15 protein-coding genes are annotated in these 14,405 nt (G+C 35.5%); 10 read left to right on the forward strand and 5 right to left on the reverse strand.

Annotation, left to right across the window (positions count from 1 at the left end; all coding sequences use genetic code 11):
* Positions 1–27: 27 nt before the first annotated feature.
* Positions 28–906, reverse strand: a complete 879-nt coding sequence (locus BUE84_RS07360; RefSeq protein ID WP_079241072.1) for a cupin-like domain-containing protein — start codon at positions 904–906, stop codon at positions 28–30.
* A gap of 158 nt (positions 907–1,064) precedes the next feature.
* Between BUE84_RS07360 and kbl the strand changes: the two genes are divergently transcribed.
* From kbl to gldG, 5 genes are all read left to right on the forward strand, one after another.
* Entirely contained in the window at positions 1,065–2,261 is a 1,197-nt protein-coding gene (gene kbl / locus BUE84_RS07365; protein ID WP_079241073.1) for a glycine C-acetyltransferase, read from the forward strand.
* Between the two features lie 244 nt (positions 2,262–2,505).
* Positions 2,506–3,156, forward strand: coding sequence for a hypothetical protein (locus tag BUE84_RS07370; RefSeq protein WP_079241074.1), 651 nt, complete (start codon positions 2,506–2,508; stop codon positions 3,154–3,156).
* A 93-nt stretch (positions 3,157–3,249) separates the two neighbouring features.
* Entirely contained in the window at positions 3,250–3,801 is a 552-nt protein-coding gene (locus tag BUE84_RS07375) for a CopD family protein (RefSeq protein ID WP_079241075.1), read from the forward strand.
* Between the two features lie 59 nt (positions 3,802–3,860).
* Positions 3,861–4,589 carry an ABC transporter permease gene (locus BUE84_RS07380; protein WP_034695387.1) on the forward strand — a complete coding sequence of 243 codons (729 nt, stop codon included), beginning with the start codon at positions 3,861–3,863 and terminating at the stop codon, positions 4,587–4,589.
* A gap of 4 nt (positions 4,590–4,593) precedes the next feature.
* Complete coding sequence (gldG, locus tag BUE84_RS07385) at positions 4,594–6,264, forward strand: gliding motility-associated ABC transporter substrate-binding protein GldG (RefSeq protein WP_079241076.1); 1,671 nt, start codon at positions 4,594–4,596, stop codon at positions 6,262–6,264.
* A 225-nt stretch (positions 6,265–6,489) separates the two neighbouring features.
* Here the strand turns inward: gldG and BUE84_RS07390 are convergent, their stop codons facing one another.
* Both BUE84_RS07390 and BUE84_RS07395 read right to left on the reverse strand, forming a co-directional pair.
* Positions 6,490–7,128 (reverse strand): hypothetical protein, encoded by a 639-nt coding sequence (locus BUE84_RS07390; protein ID WP_079241077.1) that lies wholly within the window; start codon positions 7,126–7,128, stop codon positions 6,490–6,492.
* A gap of 111 nt (positions 7,129–7,239) precedes the next feature.
* Positions 7,240–7,668 carry a DUF4268 domain-containing protein gene (locus tag BUE84_RS07395; protein WP_079241078.1) on the reverse strand — a complete coding sequence of 143 codons (429 nt, stop codon included), beginning with the start codon at positions 7,666–7,668 and terminating at the stop codon, positions 7,240–7,242.
* Positions 7,669–7,819: 151 nt separating this feature from the next.
* Between BUE84_RS07395 and BUE84_RS07400 the strand changes: the two genes are divergently transcribed.
* From BUE84_RS07400 to BUE84_RS07415, 4 genes are all read left to right on the forward strand, one after another.
* On the forward strand, positions 7,820–8,227 hold the full coding sequence (locus BUE84_RS07400) for an RrF2 family transcriptional regulator (protein ID WP_047432274.1): 408 nt from the start codon (positions 7,820–7,822) through the stop codon (positions 8,225–8,227).
* 88 nt (positions 8,228–8,315) lie between these two features.
* The gene (locus tag BUE84_RS07405) at positions 8,316–8,513 is read left to right on the forward strand and encodes a hypothetical protein (RefSeq protein WP_079241079.1); all 198 of its coding nucleotides are present in this window, start codon (positions 8,316–8,318) and stop codon (positions 8,511–8,513) included.
* On the forward strand, positions 8,507–9,394 hold the full coding sequence (locus BUE84_RS07410; protein WP_099049837.1) for a sulfite exporter TauE/SafE family protein: 888 nt from the start codon (positions 8,507–8,509) through the stop codon (positions 9,392–9,394). The genes BUE84_RS07405 and BUE84_RS07410 overlap by 7 nt, the downstream gene beginning before the upstream one ends.
* Positions 9,395–9,482: 88 nt before the next feature.
* Complete coding sequence (locus tag BUE84_RS07415) at positions 9,483–9,773, forward strand: putative quinol monooxygenase (RefSeq protein ID WP_047376912.1); 291 nt, start codon at positions 9,483–9,485, stop codon at positions 9,771–9,773.
* A 126-nt stretch (positions 9,774–9,899) separates the two neighbouring features.
* Here BUE84_RS07415 and BUE84_RS07420 read toward each other — a convergent pair whose 3' ends face one another.
* Positions 9,900–11,192 carry a T9SS type A sorting domain-containing protein gene (locus BUE84_RS07420; protein ID WP_079241080.1) on the reverse strand — a complete coding sequence of 431 codons (1,293 nt, stop codon included), beginning with the start codon at positions 11,190–11,192 and terminating at the stop codon, positions 9,900–9,902.
* Positions 11,193–11,387: 195 nt separating this feature from the next.
* The gene (locus BUE84_RS07425; RefSeq protein ID WP_079241081.1) at positions 11,388–12,194 is read right to left on the reverse strand and encodes a T9SS-dependent choice-of-anchor J family protein; all 807 of its coding nucleotides are present in this window, start codon (positions 12,192–12,194) and stop codon (positions 11,388–11,390) included.
* Between the two features lie 95 nt (positions 12,195–12,289).
* Between BUE84_RS07425 and BUE84_RS07430 the strand changes: the two genes are divergently transcribed.
* Positions 12,290–14,395, forward strand: coding sequence for a TonB-dependent receptor plug domain-containing protein (locus BUE84_RS07430; RefSeq protein ID WP_079241082.1), 2,106 nt, complete (start codon positions 12,290–12,292; stop codon positions 14,393–14,395).
* The last annotated feature ends 10 nt before the right edge of the window (positions 14,396–14,405 follow it).

The following is a 14,405-nucleotide window of genomic DNA, read 5'->3' on the forward strand; positions in this document are numbered from 1 at the left end:
ATCAATCATCATATAACAAAGAAGCTTTCAGATTTGAAAGCTTCTTTGTTTTCTTGCTGCTCTGGCTCCTCTTTTTCTTGCCGTTTTCACTTTATACTCAAACCATTTTTCTTTGAATACCTTTCGCATGAGATTATCAAAATGTCTGGTAATGACCAGGTTTTTAAATCCACGCCATTTTTCAAGAGGACTTGAGGGAAGTGCCCTTACCGATATGGAATAACCTTCCGTGTCATATTGAATATAATGCCACCAGCCGGAAGGAATATAGAGGGTTTCTCCGGGGTAGATAATGGCTTCATAACCATTTAAGTAAAGTAGAGCCGGATATTTTCTATAATCGGGATTTTTAATTTGAGCCAGGCTGTGGAAATTATAGGGCAGTTTATACATAAAATCAGACTGTTCCCACGGGAAGAGCCAGATTCTTTTGATTCCTTGGAACTGGCTGATAAAAACGTGTGACATATCGATATCAATATGATTTCTTGTGACAGAACCTTTACCACCAAAAAACATAAAGGGCAGCCATTTCAGTATTTTACCATTTGTAACATCATTGTAGATAATGTCGTTTTTAAGCTCAGGTTTTATTTTTAATAAATTAAATAAGAAGAGCCTGTGTTCTGTTGGGGTGGATTGAATCAGATCAAGATATTCTGCAAATGTAGATTGTGCAATAGGATCACTGGCCACTCTGTCCAGAGAATCAAGCTCGCTGCCGTAGATATTTACCCTATGATCTCCTGCGATTTCTTTGAAATACTCATAATTCCACTTTTTGAAAGCGGGACTTTCCGGATGCACAAAGTCTTCAATAATAATCGGAACTCTCGGCTTCATGTGGTTGTTGATAAAGGTTTCTGAACTGATTGTCTTTATTTTTTGTACCGGCTTTAATCTCATGCATTAAAAATTTAAACAAATATAAATATTATCCTACTAAATTTATAGACTAATAGTGTTAAAACTGATTCCTGAATTGATTTTTTAGAATTAAGCTTATAAAAGGTTTTATTTTACTGCCTTTTTAGTAAATTAGCACATCTAAAAAATTACTAAAAATGATCTCTGAAAAATACCTTCAACATTTACAGAACGAACTTCAGAATATTGAGAATGACGGACTTTACAAAAGAGAAAGAATCATCACGTCTCAGCAGAGTGCAGAAATAGAAGCGAACGGAAAAAAACTTTTGAACTTCTGTGCTAATAATTATCTGGGATTATCCAACCATCCGGAAGTGATGAAAGCTTCTCAGGAAATGATCCAATCTCACGGATACGGAATGTCTTCTGTACGTTTCATCTGCGGAACACAGGATATTCACAAGGATTTGGAGAAAAAAATTGCTGATTTCTTAGGTCTTGAAGATACGATCCTTTATGCAGCGGCATTTGATGCAAACGGAGGAGTTTTCGAACCATTATTTACAGAAGAAGATGCTATTATTTCAGATGAACTGAACCATGCATCAATCATTGATGGTGTTCGTTTATGTAAAGCAGCGAGATACAGATATAAAAATAATAATATGGCTGATCTGGAAGCTCAGTTGATTGCAGCTTCTGAAAAGAATCACCGTTTTAAAATCATCGTTACAGACGGAGTATTTTCAATGGACGGTATTGTAGCAGACTTAAAAGGAGTTTGTGACCTTGCCGATAAATATGATGCTTTGGTAATGGTAGATGATTCTCATGCAACAGGTTTCATCGGAAAAACAGGTCGTGGAACTCACGAAGCTAATGAAGTAATGGGTAGAGTAGATATCATCACTTCTACTTTAGGAAAAGCTTTAGGAGGAGCTTTAGGAGGATTTACTTCCGGTAAAAAAGAGATCATTGATATGTTGAGACAGCGTTCAAGACCTTATTTATTCTCCAACTCTCTGGCTCCTGGTATCGTAGGAGCTGCTTTGAAAGTATTGGATATGATTTCTGATGATACTTCTCTTCGTGATAAAGTAATGGAGAATGCAGAATATTTCAGAACGGAAATGAAAGCAAAAGGTTTCGATATTCCTGATGGAGATGCTGCCATTGTTCCGGTAATGCTTTATGATGCACCACTTTCACAGAAAATGGCTGAAAAGCTTATGGATGAAGGGATTTATGTAATCGGATTCTTCTATCCTGTAGTACCGAAAGGAAAAGCAAGAATCAGAGTACAATTATCAGCTGCTCACACTAAAGAACATTTGGATAAAGCCATTGCTGCTTTTGAAAAAGTTGGAAAAGAATTAGGAGTGATCTCTTAAGATAAAAAATCTACTTTTGTAGAATAAAAAACAGGATTTCTTATATTCAGAGAAATCCTGTTTTCTTATTCAGGGGGATTGGAAGTATTGACAATAAAAAAATTGAAATACATTAAAAACACACCAATTTTAAAATGATTGATCCTATTTCTTTTAATAATTAAATAATTGTAGTTAAAAAAATACTATTGCTGAATAAATGATAATATAATATATTTGAAACACTAATTCTAATAACCATTTTGTGAAAAAATATTTACTTCTTTTTGTTTTTTTTAGCTTTTTCAATACATTTTATGCTCAATCTGATGATTACAAATCAATACTTACCGTAAGTGCTTTTGCTCCTTTTCGCGACCAACGCTATAATGTAGGGTATATGCGGAAAATAAATGAAAGATGGTGGATTGGAAGCGAATTGGCCTATGGAACCGACAAAATAATTCCCGTAAATAATGGTAATTTTGAAGGGGAAAACAGGATTTTTGAGATAAGACCGGAAGTTTTTTACAGCTTGGCGCCTCAATCAAGATTAAAACACTTTGTATCAGCAGAAGTTTTCTATTTAAATCAAACAGGAAAAAATATTTCAGGAAAATATTATGACGAAAATGATGTTTATTATTCTTTTAGTTCAGCAGATTATAAAAGAACCAAATATGGAGTAAATATTAACTACAGCATTTTGCTTCATAAAGAGTCTTCATGGTTTGGCTTTATGCCTAAAATTGGCTTTGGTATCAGACAAAAAAATGTTTCTTATACTAATATAACAGGAAAAGAAGAAGAATATGCTCCTGTAGATGGTGTTCCTTTTGATTATCATTCCAATCGGCAAGGTTCTAATTTGGGTTTCAATTTTAATGTTGATATGAAAATTATTTTCAAATTCTAAAAAATATTGAATCTTTATTATTTTAAGCTAAAGATTTTAGATTAAATTCTCTTTTTTTCCGAAATAAACTATCTTTGCAAACAAATTTTTAGGATGCTGTATACCGTCATCAAAGCTTTACATATTATCTTCATGGTAAGCTACTTTGCGGGAATTTTTTATCTCGTGAGGATTTTCGTTTATTATAAAGATACCGATGAATTTCCGGAAGAAAAAAAGAAAATTCTGAGAGAGCAGTACACTTTTATGGCCAGAAGGCTGTGGAATATTATCACCGTTCCTGCGGGGATAATCATGGCAGTTTGCGGATTAGTCATGATCTTTTTAAATACCGGGCTGATGAAAATGCCGTGGTTTCATTTGAAACTGACCTTCCTGATCGGGCTTGCCGTTTACCATTACTGGTGCTGGAAAAAAGTCCTTCATTTAAAAGAATTACATGGAGATACACTGCCGATTGCCAATATCAAACTGAGACAGGCGAATGAAATTGCAACATTCATTCTGTTTCTGGTGGTATTTACCGTTATATTAAAATCAATGGTGATCGAATACTGGTGGCAATTAATTGCAGGATTTTTCGTTCTTGTATTGCTGATCATGATGACAGTGAAACTGGTTAATAAAAATAAAAAAAACAAATAATTGTAGAGTAGGGCGTATGTCTTAAAACATGCATCCTTTTTACATCTTACAAAAAAACTATGATTGCAATTTTAAAGAAAGAACTTTGGAGTTACTTTGGAAACTGGAGTGCATGGGTGATCATTGCCGCTTTCAGTTTGATAGCAACCCTTTTCCTGTTCTTTTTCGACAACGATTCTAATATTTTTGAGATCGGAATGGCCTCGCTTCAGAGCTATTTCGTATTGGTTCCATGGCTGTTGATGTTTATCATTCCGGCACTTTCCATGAAAACTTTTGCGGAAGAACAGCAAACCGGAACATTAAACTGGCTTTTCTCACAACCGTTAAAGGTTTCAGAACTGGTAGCGGGAAAATTTCTTTCCGTATGGATTGTTGGGATTTTATGCCTTATTCCATCATTAATTTATCTTTATACAGTTTATGTTTTGGGAGTTCCTGCAGGAAATATTGACTTGGGGATGACTTTCGGAAGTTATATTGGACTGATGATCTTAATTGCTGCTTTTTCAGCAGTAGGAATTCTGGCTTCATCATTATCACAGAATCAGATTATGGCTTATCTGCTGGGTGTTTTCATGTGCTTCATTATGTATTTTGGAATTGAACAACTGGCGAGCTATAAACTATTGGGAGGGGCGGACTTTATCCTTCAGAATATAGGTTTCTATCAGCATTTCTTAGGCTTTACAAGAGGGCTTATTGATTTTAAAGATGTAGCTTATTTTGTACTTGTTATCGGAGCTTCATTAGTATTGTCTAATCATTTTATTAACAAAAAGAAGTAGAATTATGAAGAAGTTCAATGCTAAATCTCCACTGGGAATTTTCTTAATTGTAATTGTTCCTTTAGTGATTATCCTGACCTATTCGGGAATCAGATTAGACTTAACAAAAGAAAAAAGATATACCCTTTCTGATAACACCATCAAAGTATTAGAGTCTGTTAAAAAGCCTCTGACGGTTGAAGTGTACCTGGAAGGAGACTTTCCTGCAAGTTTCAAACAGCTGCAAAGCGAAACGAAATTCATGCTGGAAGAATTCAGAAAAATTAATCCGAAGATTGATTTTAAATTCATCGATCCCATTAAAACAAAAATGTCTCAGGACACTCTGATGGCAATGGGAATGCAGCCGTCTATTCTTCCGGATGTAAAAGACGGGAAAATCTCACAAATCACCCTTTTCCCTTATGCGGTGATTAAACACGGAAATGATGGCGTTTCTATTCCTTTAGTGGTACAACAGGCCGGCATTGATGCCGATCAGCAGTTAACAAGATCTATTGAAGGACTGGAGTATAATCTTGTTTCCAATATTAAAAATATTGCAGCAGCCAAGAGAAAGAAAATCGGAATTCTGGTCAACCACGATGAATTGAATCCGGACGAGTTCCAGGGATTTGTACAGCTTGCCATGGAAAACTATGATGCAGGACCTATTATTCCTAAAAATCAGACAGAGCTTTCAGTGGAAGATATTCCGCTATTGAAACAGATGAGTGCTTTGGTGATTGCAAAACCGAGAAAAGCTTTTACAGATAATGAAAAAGTAATTCTGGACCAGTACATCATGAACGGAGGGAAAACCCTTTGGATGATAGATGCGGTAAATGCTGAAATGGATACGTTAACAAGATCCAAGAAAGTAATGCCTTTCCCGGTAGATATCAACATGACAGATTTCTTTTTCAATTACGGGATAAGAATCAATCCTGCTTTGGTAAAAGATGTGAAAAAGTTTGCTCTTTTAAGACTGGTTACAGGAGAAGTGAGTGGAAATCCTCAGTACACAAGCTTACCTTGGCCTTATTATCCGCTTGGAATTGCTGAAAATAATAATCCAATCACAAAAAATATCAATCCTGTAAAATTTGAATTCCCAACTTCTATCGATACACTAGGAGGGAGAAAGAATATCAAAACAAAAGTTCTTTTCGAATCCAGTGAAAGAACATTACTGAAACAGGTTCCGAACTATGTTGACCTGAAAGAAATTGCAAGTGTAGACAGTCTTGGACAAATGGAAAAACCAAGTACACCAAAGATCTTCGCTGTTGCGTTGGAAGGAAAGTTTAATTCTGCTTATGCATCGAGAATTGAAAGAAAATCATACCCTGGATTCAAAGCATCCAGTCCGCAAAACAAAATGATTGTGATTGCAGACGGAGATGTAGGGAGAAATAAAGTGATCAAAGGAAAACCACTTCCGCTAGGAGTTGATCTGTTGACGAATGAACAGTTTGGAAACGAACAATTCCTTAGAAATGCGCTGGATTATCTGTTAGATGACAGCAATCTGATGGAACTGAGAAACCGAAATATCGAAGAAAGACTTCTTGACAGACAAAGAATCACCGAAGAGAAATCCACCTGGCAGTGGATTAATTTACTGCTTCCATTGGCTATTATCGGCCTTATCGGAGGATTGTTCTTCTGGTTAAGGAAAAAGAAATTTGGATAAAAAATAAAAAAGAGAAATCGTAAGGTTTCTCTTTTTTATTTTATAGCTAGAAGATGTAATCACTTATAGGACTGATGATTGAAATTATGTAAATAAATTTCAGTATTATCAATCGGGATATCTAAGGATATTAGAGATATCGACCAGATTGGTATTTGTGCTTTTTGGTTAAAAAAAATGAAGTCTATTTCATTTCATAATTTTGAGGTAAAAGAAGAATCTAAATTATTGCTGATACGTTTCTTTTGGAAGTAGAGCCGCTGTCCTGTAATAACTGATGTCAGTGGAAATCTGTTCCTGAAGATCCTGGAAAGTATCATAATCATAATGGATCCAGTTTTCTTCATGATCGGGGTCCGGAGTTTTATCTACAGCCAGTTCCAGTTTTCCGTCTTCCTGATAGCTGCATTCTATGGCGGCGTATTTTTCACCGCTTTCGTCGTTGGTATACCAGCATTTTATGGTTCTTTCAAGCTGGGGTTGATGGGTTTCGTTATCGATAACCTGTGAACAGATAAAATTTTCAGGATCTTCTGTTTTGAAAACAGTTTTAGAAATTAAAGGCAGTTCGTCTACGGATAAGGAATACAATTTATTGGTAGAAATAATATAGCCGTCGGTGGTCTCTTTTTTTTCAATATCAAAAAAGTCAGACTTTTCTTTAAGATAATTGACTACCTGAGTTTCGTCTTCTTCGTCACTTAAAAAATAATTGATGTTATAAACACTGTCTTCGTTAATAAATTCAATTTCTTTCAGGAAATCGGAACCTTCCTCATAATAATACAGATGATATTCGCTCAGCTTCACAGCATTACTTTTGGAAATAATCTCTCCAAAAATGTTTTTGTACACTTTTCTCATTTTTAATCATGTTAGTTTGTTTCATCTATTAGTTTAAGTGGTAGGGCAAAGATAAGTTTTCTTTTTTTATCTTAACCTGAAGTGTAAAGTAGTATTTATTTCGTAAGTATTCTATATATCCTTTATAAAATCCTCATATTCGTAGTAAAACCGTTCGAAACCGTCCATTTTGTTCACAAAAAATTCAAAAATTTCTTGCCAGGTATTTTTATTAAAAATAGAAACATGATGTTTTTCAACCCATATCCTGCTGATTATCTTACCGTTTTCAAGAGTGAAATATTCTTCTTTCTGAAAATCTCCGATAAAATCTTTTAAAATATCTTCCAAAGACCAGATCTTCTCGTAGTACGCATTTCGGAAGATTTCATCTTTCATTTCGATATCCAGAGAAACTTCTGCTTTTTTGTTGTCGGCAGAAAATTTAAATGCCATGTCCTTAATTTTGGTGTCATAAAGAATCCATTTTCTGGGAAATGATCTTCCAAAAGCGGTCCAAAATTCCTTTTTTAGTTGCTGTGCTTCTTGTTTACTGAACATATGGCAAACATAATGATTTAATAGGAGAAAGGCAAAAGTGTGGTACCTAAAACCGTAAAATTACGGATAGATAAACTTGCCTTTTTTTCTTTTATGAATCTGCTTTTATGGTCTTTTTCAAATATTAAACAATTTTCGTATTTTTGCTTTAATGCTTTCAAAAAAATCTCAATATGCGTTTAAGGCGCTTTCATATCTTGTAGAAAAAAGAAATGAAGGCCCGATTCTTATTTCTGAAATTGCGGAACATAAAAAGATTCCTTTAAAGTTTTTGGAAAACATCCTTCTTGAACTGAAAAAAGCGGAAATCCTCGACAGTAAAAAAGGAAAGGGTGGTGGCTATTTCTTAAAAGAAAATCCGGAGAATGTGAAACTGGCGAAAATCATTCGTCTTGTCAATGGGCCTATTGCCATGCTTCCCTGTGTAAGTCTCAATTTTTATGAAAAATGTGATGACTGCAATGAAGATCACTGCGGGCTTCATGATGTACTGATAGAGGTTCGGGATGCTTCACTGAATATTCTGGAAAGTAAAACTTTAATGGATCTGGTAGATTAACCTGATCCTTTTTTTTGAATTAATAGTCTACTTGTTTTGTAGGATAAATATTTTATCAGATATTTGCACTACTTCAAATGAATAAACTATGATTTCAAAAGAAGAGGTAAACCAATTACAAAAGCTTACACCCTCTATTACCGCAGTACATTCCGTGGCTGCATGTATTATTTCCGGAAAGATTTCCTCGCACAGAACTACAGAAAACAGTTCTACTTTAAATGTCTCAATTGGCAATGATGCTGATAATGAAAGAGTATGGACTAAAACGGTTGTGACATGGTGATTTCAAGAAAAATTCAGGTAAGGATTAATGTCCTTTTGATGACTGCTGCTATTATATCCATTGCTGTTTTTTCCATGTATGAACTGGGATATCTGGAAGAACTGCAGACCATTCTGGCAAAAGATAATTATATTTTTTACTGGATGCTTCTGGTAGGTGTTTTTGCAGAAATTGTTGCAGGTTCCATGGGAATGGGATATGGAGTTATTTGTACCACAACCCTTATGCTGCTCAATATTCCACCGCATATTGTAAGTGCAAGTATTCATTCTGCGGAAAGTTTCACCACTGCTGCGGGAAGTCTCAGCCATATTAAATTGAAAAATGTAAGCAAAAGTCTGGTGAAAAAGCTCGCTATTCCGGCTGTGATCGGAGCAGTTATCGGAGCAGTCAGTCTTACTTATCTGGGAGAGTATTATGCGAAAATCACGAAAACACTCATTGCTTTTTACACTTTATACCTTGGATTCCAGATTTTATCAAATGCATTTAAAGAAAAACAAAGTAAAGCGCTGAAAAGGAAAACCAATCTAACCAGACTTGGCGTGATAGGAGGCTTTATAGATTCATTTGCAGGAGGAGGCTGGGGACCTTTGGTGACCGGAACATTGATTAAAAATGCATTCACCCCAAGATTTGCCGTAGGAAGCTCTACCGTAGCCAAGTTTATTCTTACGCTAACCGCTGCCATTACTTTTTTCTTTACCCTGGGAATCCAGCACTGGAACATTATTCTCGGGCTTTTAATCGGAGGAATTATTACCGCTCCTTTTTCAGCGATGCTCACTGCTAAGCTTCCTGTAAAGAAAATGTTTGTGATTATCGGAACATTGGTAATTGTGATGAGTTCTATAACTATTTATAAATCAGTTTTTAATTAAAAACTTTGCATTGTGTTGAAAAATAAAGGGCTTAAAAGGATATTCGGTTTTGAAAATATTTTACTTTTACATCACTAAATATTAGAACATGAATTTACATATCATTGCACTTTTTAAGTTTAATGAAAATTATCTGATGGATGCTGTAGAGCTGTTTCAGAACCTTGTGAAAGAAACAAGAAAAGAAGAAGGCTGTCTGCAGTACGATCTTATCGAAGATAAAGATAATAAAGGAACTTTCTTCCTGATCGAACTTTGGGAAAGTGTAGAACACCACAACAGACATAACGGTCAGGATCACCTTTTAGATTTCCGTAAAGATGCTTCCAAAATTATGGAAAGCTCAGCAGAGGTTTATAAAGGATTTAAGATATATTAATCTTTTAATATTTAAAGATTTAAGAATTTAAATATTTTTAGTTTCCTTAAAGAATAAAAGGCGGTTTCAATATTCTGAAACCGCCCTTTTTATTAGAAAAAATAGAAAGTATTAAAATAAAATATTTTATTTTACGATAAGCTTTTTCGTCTCAGAATGGCCACCGTAAGTAATTTTTACAAGATAATTTCCTGATGGAAGTGTAGAAAGATTCAGGTCCTGCTTGTAGAAACCTGCCTGGTTCGTAAGTTCATCTGAATATACCTTTTTCCCGGTAAGATCATAAACTTCTACATTTCCCTTGTTACCTGCTTTTTCTTTAACATCAAAAAGAACAGTTACTTTTTTATCTGCTGTTGTAGGGTTAGGATAAATACCAAAAGATGCTTTTTTTCCTACTTCAGTAATTCCCAACGTTTCCGTGATCTTTTTGTATTTGAAATACATATTTCCTGTACTAGCTCCACCATTGGTAGTGAAATACATTCTGTAGTAATCGTTTCCTTTTTTAACGTAGTATACAACATCACTTTTTACAGTCCCGATTCCTTTCCATGAATGTCCTACAGTAGTAATAGCTGATGAGAAACTTGTACTGGCAGGAATAGAATTAGCTGCTGTTTGCTGTGTTTCCGGCTGTACCATTGCTACTTTTACGTTTGGACTCTGGATCGCTCCGGAAAGTGGGTACATCTGTACTCCCATATAGAATGTATAATATTTTGTAAATACAAAATCCCATGCTGTTCTGGATGGTTCCAGACTTGGAACTTTTGCTCCGGTATCAAAAGAGAAATAGTTGAAATAAGAATCATCCGTACCGTTAGCCAGAGTTCTTGTTTCCGTAGCTCCCCATGATGTACCGTTCCATTTTGAATATCTGAAAGTATACCCTGCAAAAGCATCTTCAATAGCAAACTTGATATAAGTTCCAGAAGCATATTTTAAAACAAAAATAGCTTTCCCCTGAATATGGTGATTCACCGGGTTGTAAACTCCCCATCCTGTTGAAGGGATATTGGGGTTTGGAGAGGTTACTGGTCCTTGTTCAAAAGCTCCCTGGCTCCAGTCAGTGGTCTGATCCGGATTGTAAAGAGGCGCTCCCCATGAAGATTCATTGCTGATATTGATATTATCCCAATCGGCTAAATTGGTAGAAGCAGTGAATACTTCAATATCTTTAGCATCATTGACTCTTGATCCAAACGCGTAGTTTGAGTTTCTATAAAAAGCAATATCCCAAGTATTGGCTGGCTGAGAAACCATATTACCATCTGCAAGATCTACAAACACACGGTTTTGGTATCCGCTCCCCATTGTCATATTTACCTGTGAGTATCCCAACGCGTCAGTCTGCGCTAAAACAGTCTGCTGAACAGACAATGCCAGTACTGAAGCCAATAATAGTTTTGTTTTCATAATTTATTTTTTAAATCCTTATTTAGAATGATTCCACAAAAATATATAATTATTTTTAATCAGTCTAAATAAAAACATGATTTTTATCGTGTTTTTATTTTAATCGGCATCAGGAAGATAAAAAAATGGTCATGAAAAAGCCGGAAGGAGCGATCCTGCCGGCTTTAAAAAAGGCAAATAATAGTCTAATAAACCTTATTTTTTGATGAATTTTGATTGAATTGTTTTTCCTTCTGCAGTTTCAATATTCATAAAATATACTCCTGATTGAAGAGCGCTGATATCAAATCTTTGTCCGTTCAGTTTCCCTTCCGCTGCTTTTTGTCCTGCTGCAGAATAGATCTGAATGTTTTTAGGATCTTTTTTTACAATGAATTCTATTGCAGACTGATCAGAATTTAAGGCAAATCTGAAATTTTCTGTTGATTTATTGTTGTCTGATACGCCTAAAGAAGCAGTCGTGCTATACACTACATTATCTACCTGGATTGCTACGTGAGTAGCAGTAGGAGTGAACTTAAATACAATGTATGAACCTGTGGATGCCGGAATATTAACACTGATATTCTGTACTGTACCAATAACCGATACATTAATAGGGTTTCCTACAGGAACGAAGGTTGACATATCTGCAGGGTTGGATGCTACTCCTATCTGAATGCTTCCCGGACCAGGAGATGGAGATACCAATGTAGTATCAAAAGTCAAAGTTTTATTTCCTGTTGGAGTTTCAATCTGTGGAGTGATCAGATAAGAAGAACCTGTTGCATTGTTTCCTGCATACGACTGAACGAATCTATTAGAATCTCCTGCTACAATCATTCTTGGAGGTACAGGAGGAAACTCACCTGTTATCGGTGCAACGATGGCAGACCATCCAAATTGTGGGAAAGTTGTGTTCCCAGCGGTAAAGTTGTTGAAATTTTCATTGATGTTAGACACCTGAGCATTTGCCGTTAAGGCTGTAAACATCAGAGCTCCTAAAAGTAATTTTAATTTCATGAGATTATTTTTATTTAGAATTATTCCACAAAAATATGTAATTATTTTTAATGAGTCTAAATAAAGTTTTATATTTGTCGAAAATTTGTACCCTTATGAAGAAGAAAGTGCTTTCCGTTCTATCATTATCCGTAGCCTTATGGGTAAATGCACAAGAAAAGGATTCTCTTAATCAAAAGAAAATTGAAGAAGTTGTTATTACAGGACAATACATGCAACAGTCTGTAAACAAATCAATATATAAGGTTGAGGTAATTGATGCAGAACAGATTAAAAATATGGCGGCTACCAATGTTGCCGAGGTTTTAAATCAAAGTCTTAATATACAGATTACCCCGGATTCCCGTTCAGGAAATTCTACAGCCAAGATTATGGGACTTAATGGTGATTATGTAAAAATCCTTATAGACAATATTCCGGTAGTAGGGGATACAGGGCTTGGGAGTAATATTGACCTTACTAAAATTGCTTTAAGCAATATCGAAAGAATCGAAATTGTAAAAGGAAGTATGGGAGTTGAGTACGGAAACGGTGCTGTTGCCGGAGTCATCAACATTATTACCAAGAAATCCAGTACCAAAAAGATCAGTGTAAGGGGCTCATTGCAGGAAGAAACAGTGAGAGACAATTATGATCTTAAGAAAAGAGGAAACGGCAGACATATTCAGAATCTGAATGTAGATTATAATATCAATAATGAATGGTTTGCAAGCATCAATTTCAATCATAACCAGTTTATGGGATATGAAGGAGAAAGTAAAGGCTACAAGTATTTCGGACAGGATAACAAAAGAGGATATGAATGGAACCCGAAAGATCAGTACGATGCTTCTGCTTTGTTAAGATATACCAAAAACAAAACTACATTCTTCTACAAACTGTCTTATCTGAATGAAAAATTCAACTTCTACAATCCTGAGGTCAACAGAAATCCTCTTAATGACGGATTGGGTGGAGTTGCTTATGAAAGCAGAGACAAAAGATACAATACAGACCGTTGGGTTCACCAATTCAATATTCAAACCAACCTGGGGCATATCCGATATATGGGAGACTTCTCCTATCAGAACCAGGACAGAAAATATTATGACTATGTTTACGATATTCCCAACAGAACCATAAAAAGCCGTCAGGACGAAAAGTCTTATTATAAAACAGATGTTATCTACTCCAGAGGGATGTTCAGTAACTTCCTGGATAGTAAAGTTTTTGATTTTCAGTTAGGGTATGAGCTAGATTATACCAATGGTTACGCTTCTCAAATGGCCGGAGATTTCTTTGGTGAAGCCGTAAAAAGAAAAATCTTTACCTATTCCAATTTCCTTTCTGCGGAATGGAATGTTTCAGACAAATTCTCTTTGAGACCGGGAGTAAGATTATCTCTTAGTGAGAACTTCAGCAATCAATACAATTACTCTTTATCCTCAAGATATAAAACTTCTGAGAATTCAAACCTTAGAGCAGTGGTAGGATCGGCCAACCGCTACCCTAAATATGAAGAACTGTACACCTATTTTGTAAATATCAATCATGATGTGCAAGGAAATCCTGATTTGAACCCAGAAAAAGGATTCTCAGCAGGCCTTTTCTGGAACCAGAATTTTGCAGTAGACAATGGGTGGAAAATCGCTTATGGAGTAGATGCATTATATCTGGATGTACGTGACAGGATTGAATTGGTGATGATAAAGGAGCCTTCCACCTACAAATACATGAACATTAATAAATTTAAAAATCTATTGGTTTCAGCTAATGTAGATTTCAGAAAAGATCAGTTTGCTTTGTCTTTAAGAGGATCTGTAAGCGGAACATCAGTATCGATGATTGATTTGAAATCTTCTTCCCCTACAGACTTCCAGTATCTGGTACAGGCAGGCGCTTCAGCAACCTACAAACTGAAAAGTACCGATACCAATTTTGCCCTTTACTACAAATTCACAGGTCCGGACAGACTTTATGTATCTGATGGAGCCAACGACTTCCGTCTTGGAAAAGTAGATAGCTTTCATATGATGGATTTCATTGTGAGTCAGCCTTTCTGGAACAAGCATTTTGAAATTTCCGCAGGGGTGAAAAATATATTCGATGTAACAAGATTAAACTCTACAGCAGTGGCAGGCTCAGCCCATACTGCAGCGAATGGGTTTGTTAATTTATTCTATGGCAGAAGCTATTTTGCCCGATTAATGTTTCAATTTTAAATAATAAAGT

Source organism: Chryseobacterium indologenes, assembly GCF_002025665.1.
Classification (GTDB): domain Bacteria; phylum Bacteroidota; class Bacteroidia; order Flavobacteriales; family Weeksellaceae; genus Chryseobacterium; species Chryseobacterium metallicongregator.

Excerpts from the sequence above, each read along its gene's own strand:
- BUE84_RS07360 (WP_079241072.1), bottom strand. The coding sequence starts at position 906 with ATGAGATTAAAGCCGGTACAAAAAATAAAGACAATCAGTTCAGAAACC.
- kbl (WP_079241073.1), top strand. The coding sequence starts at position 1,065 with ATGATCTCTGAAAAATACCTTCAACATTTACAGAACGAACTTCAGAAT.
- BUE84_RS07375 (WP_079241075.1), top strand. The coding sequence starts at position 3,250 with ATGCTGTATACCGTCATCAAAGCTTTACATATTATCTTCATGGTAAGC.
- BUE84_RS07380 (WP_034695387.1), top strand. The coding sequence starts at position 3,861 with ATGATTGCAATTTTAAAGAAAGAACTTTGGAGTTACTTTGGAAACTGG.
- gldG (WP_079241076.1), top strand. The coding sequence starts at position 4,594 with ATGAAGAAGTTCAATGCTAAATCTCCACTGGGAATTTTCTTAATTGTA.
- BUE84_RS07390 (WP_079241077.1), bottom strand. The coding sequence starts at position 7,128 with ATGAGAAAAGTGTACAAAAACATTTTTGGAGAGATTATTTCCAAAAGT.
- BUE84_RS07395 (WP_079241078.1), bottom strand. The coding sequence starts at position 7,668 with ATGTTCAGTAAACAAGAAGCACAGCAACTAAAAAAGGAATTTTGGACC.
- BUE84_RS07400 (WP_047432274.1), top strand. The coding sequence starts at position 7,820 with ATGCTTTCAAAAAAATCTCAATATGCGTTTAAGGCGCTTTCATATCTT.
- BUE84_RS07405 (WP_079241079.1), top strand. The coding sequence starts at position 8,316 with ATGATTTCAAAAGAAGAGGTAAACCAATTACAAAAGCTTACACCCTCT.
- BUE84_RS07410 (WP_099049837.1), top strand. The coding sequence starts at position 8,507 with ATGGTGATTTCAAGAAAAATTCAGGTAAGGATTAATGTCCTTTTGATG.
- BUE84_RS07415 (WP_047376912.1), top strand. The coding sequence starts at position 9,483 with ATGAATTTACATATCATTGCACTTTTTAAGTTTAATGAAAATTATCTG.
- BUE84_RS07420 (WP_079241080.1), bottom strand. The coding sequence starts at position 11,192 with ATGAAAACAAAACTATTATTGGCTTCAGTACTGGCATTGTCTGTTCAG.
- BUE84_RS07425 (WP_079241081.1), bottom strand. The coding sequence starts at position 12,194 with ATGAAATTAAAATTACTTTTAGGAGCTCTGATGTTTACAGCCTTAACG.
- BUE84_RS07430 (WP_079241082.1), top strand. The coding sequence starts at position 12,290 with ATGAAGAAGAAAGTGCTTTCCGTTCTATCATTATCCGTAGCCTTATGG.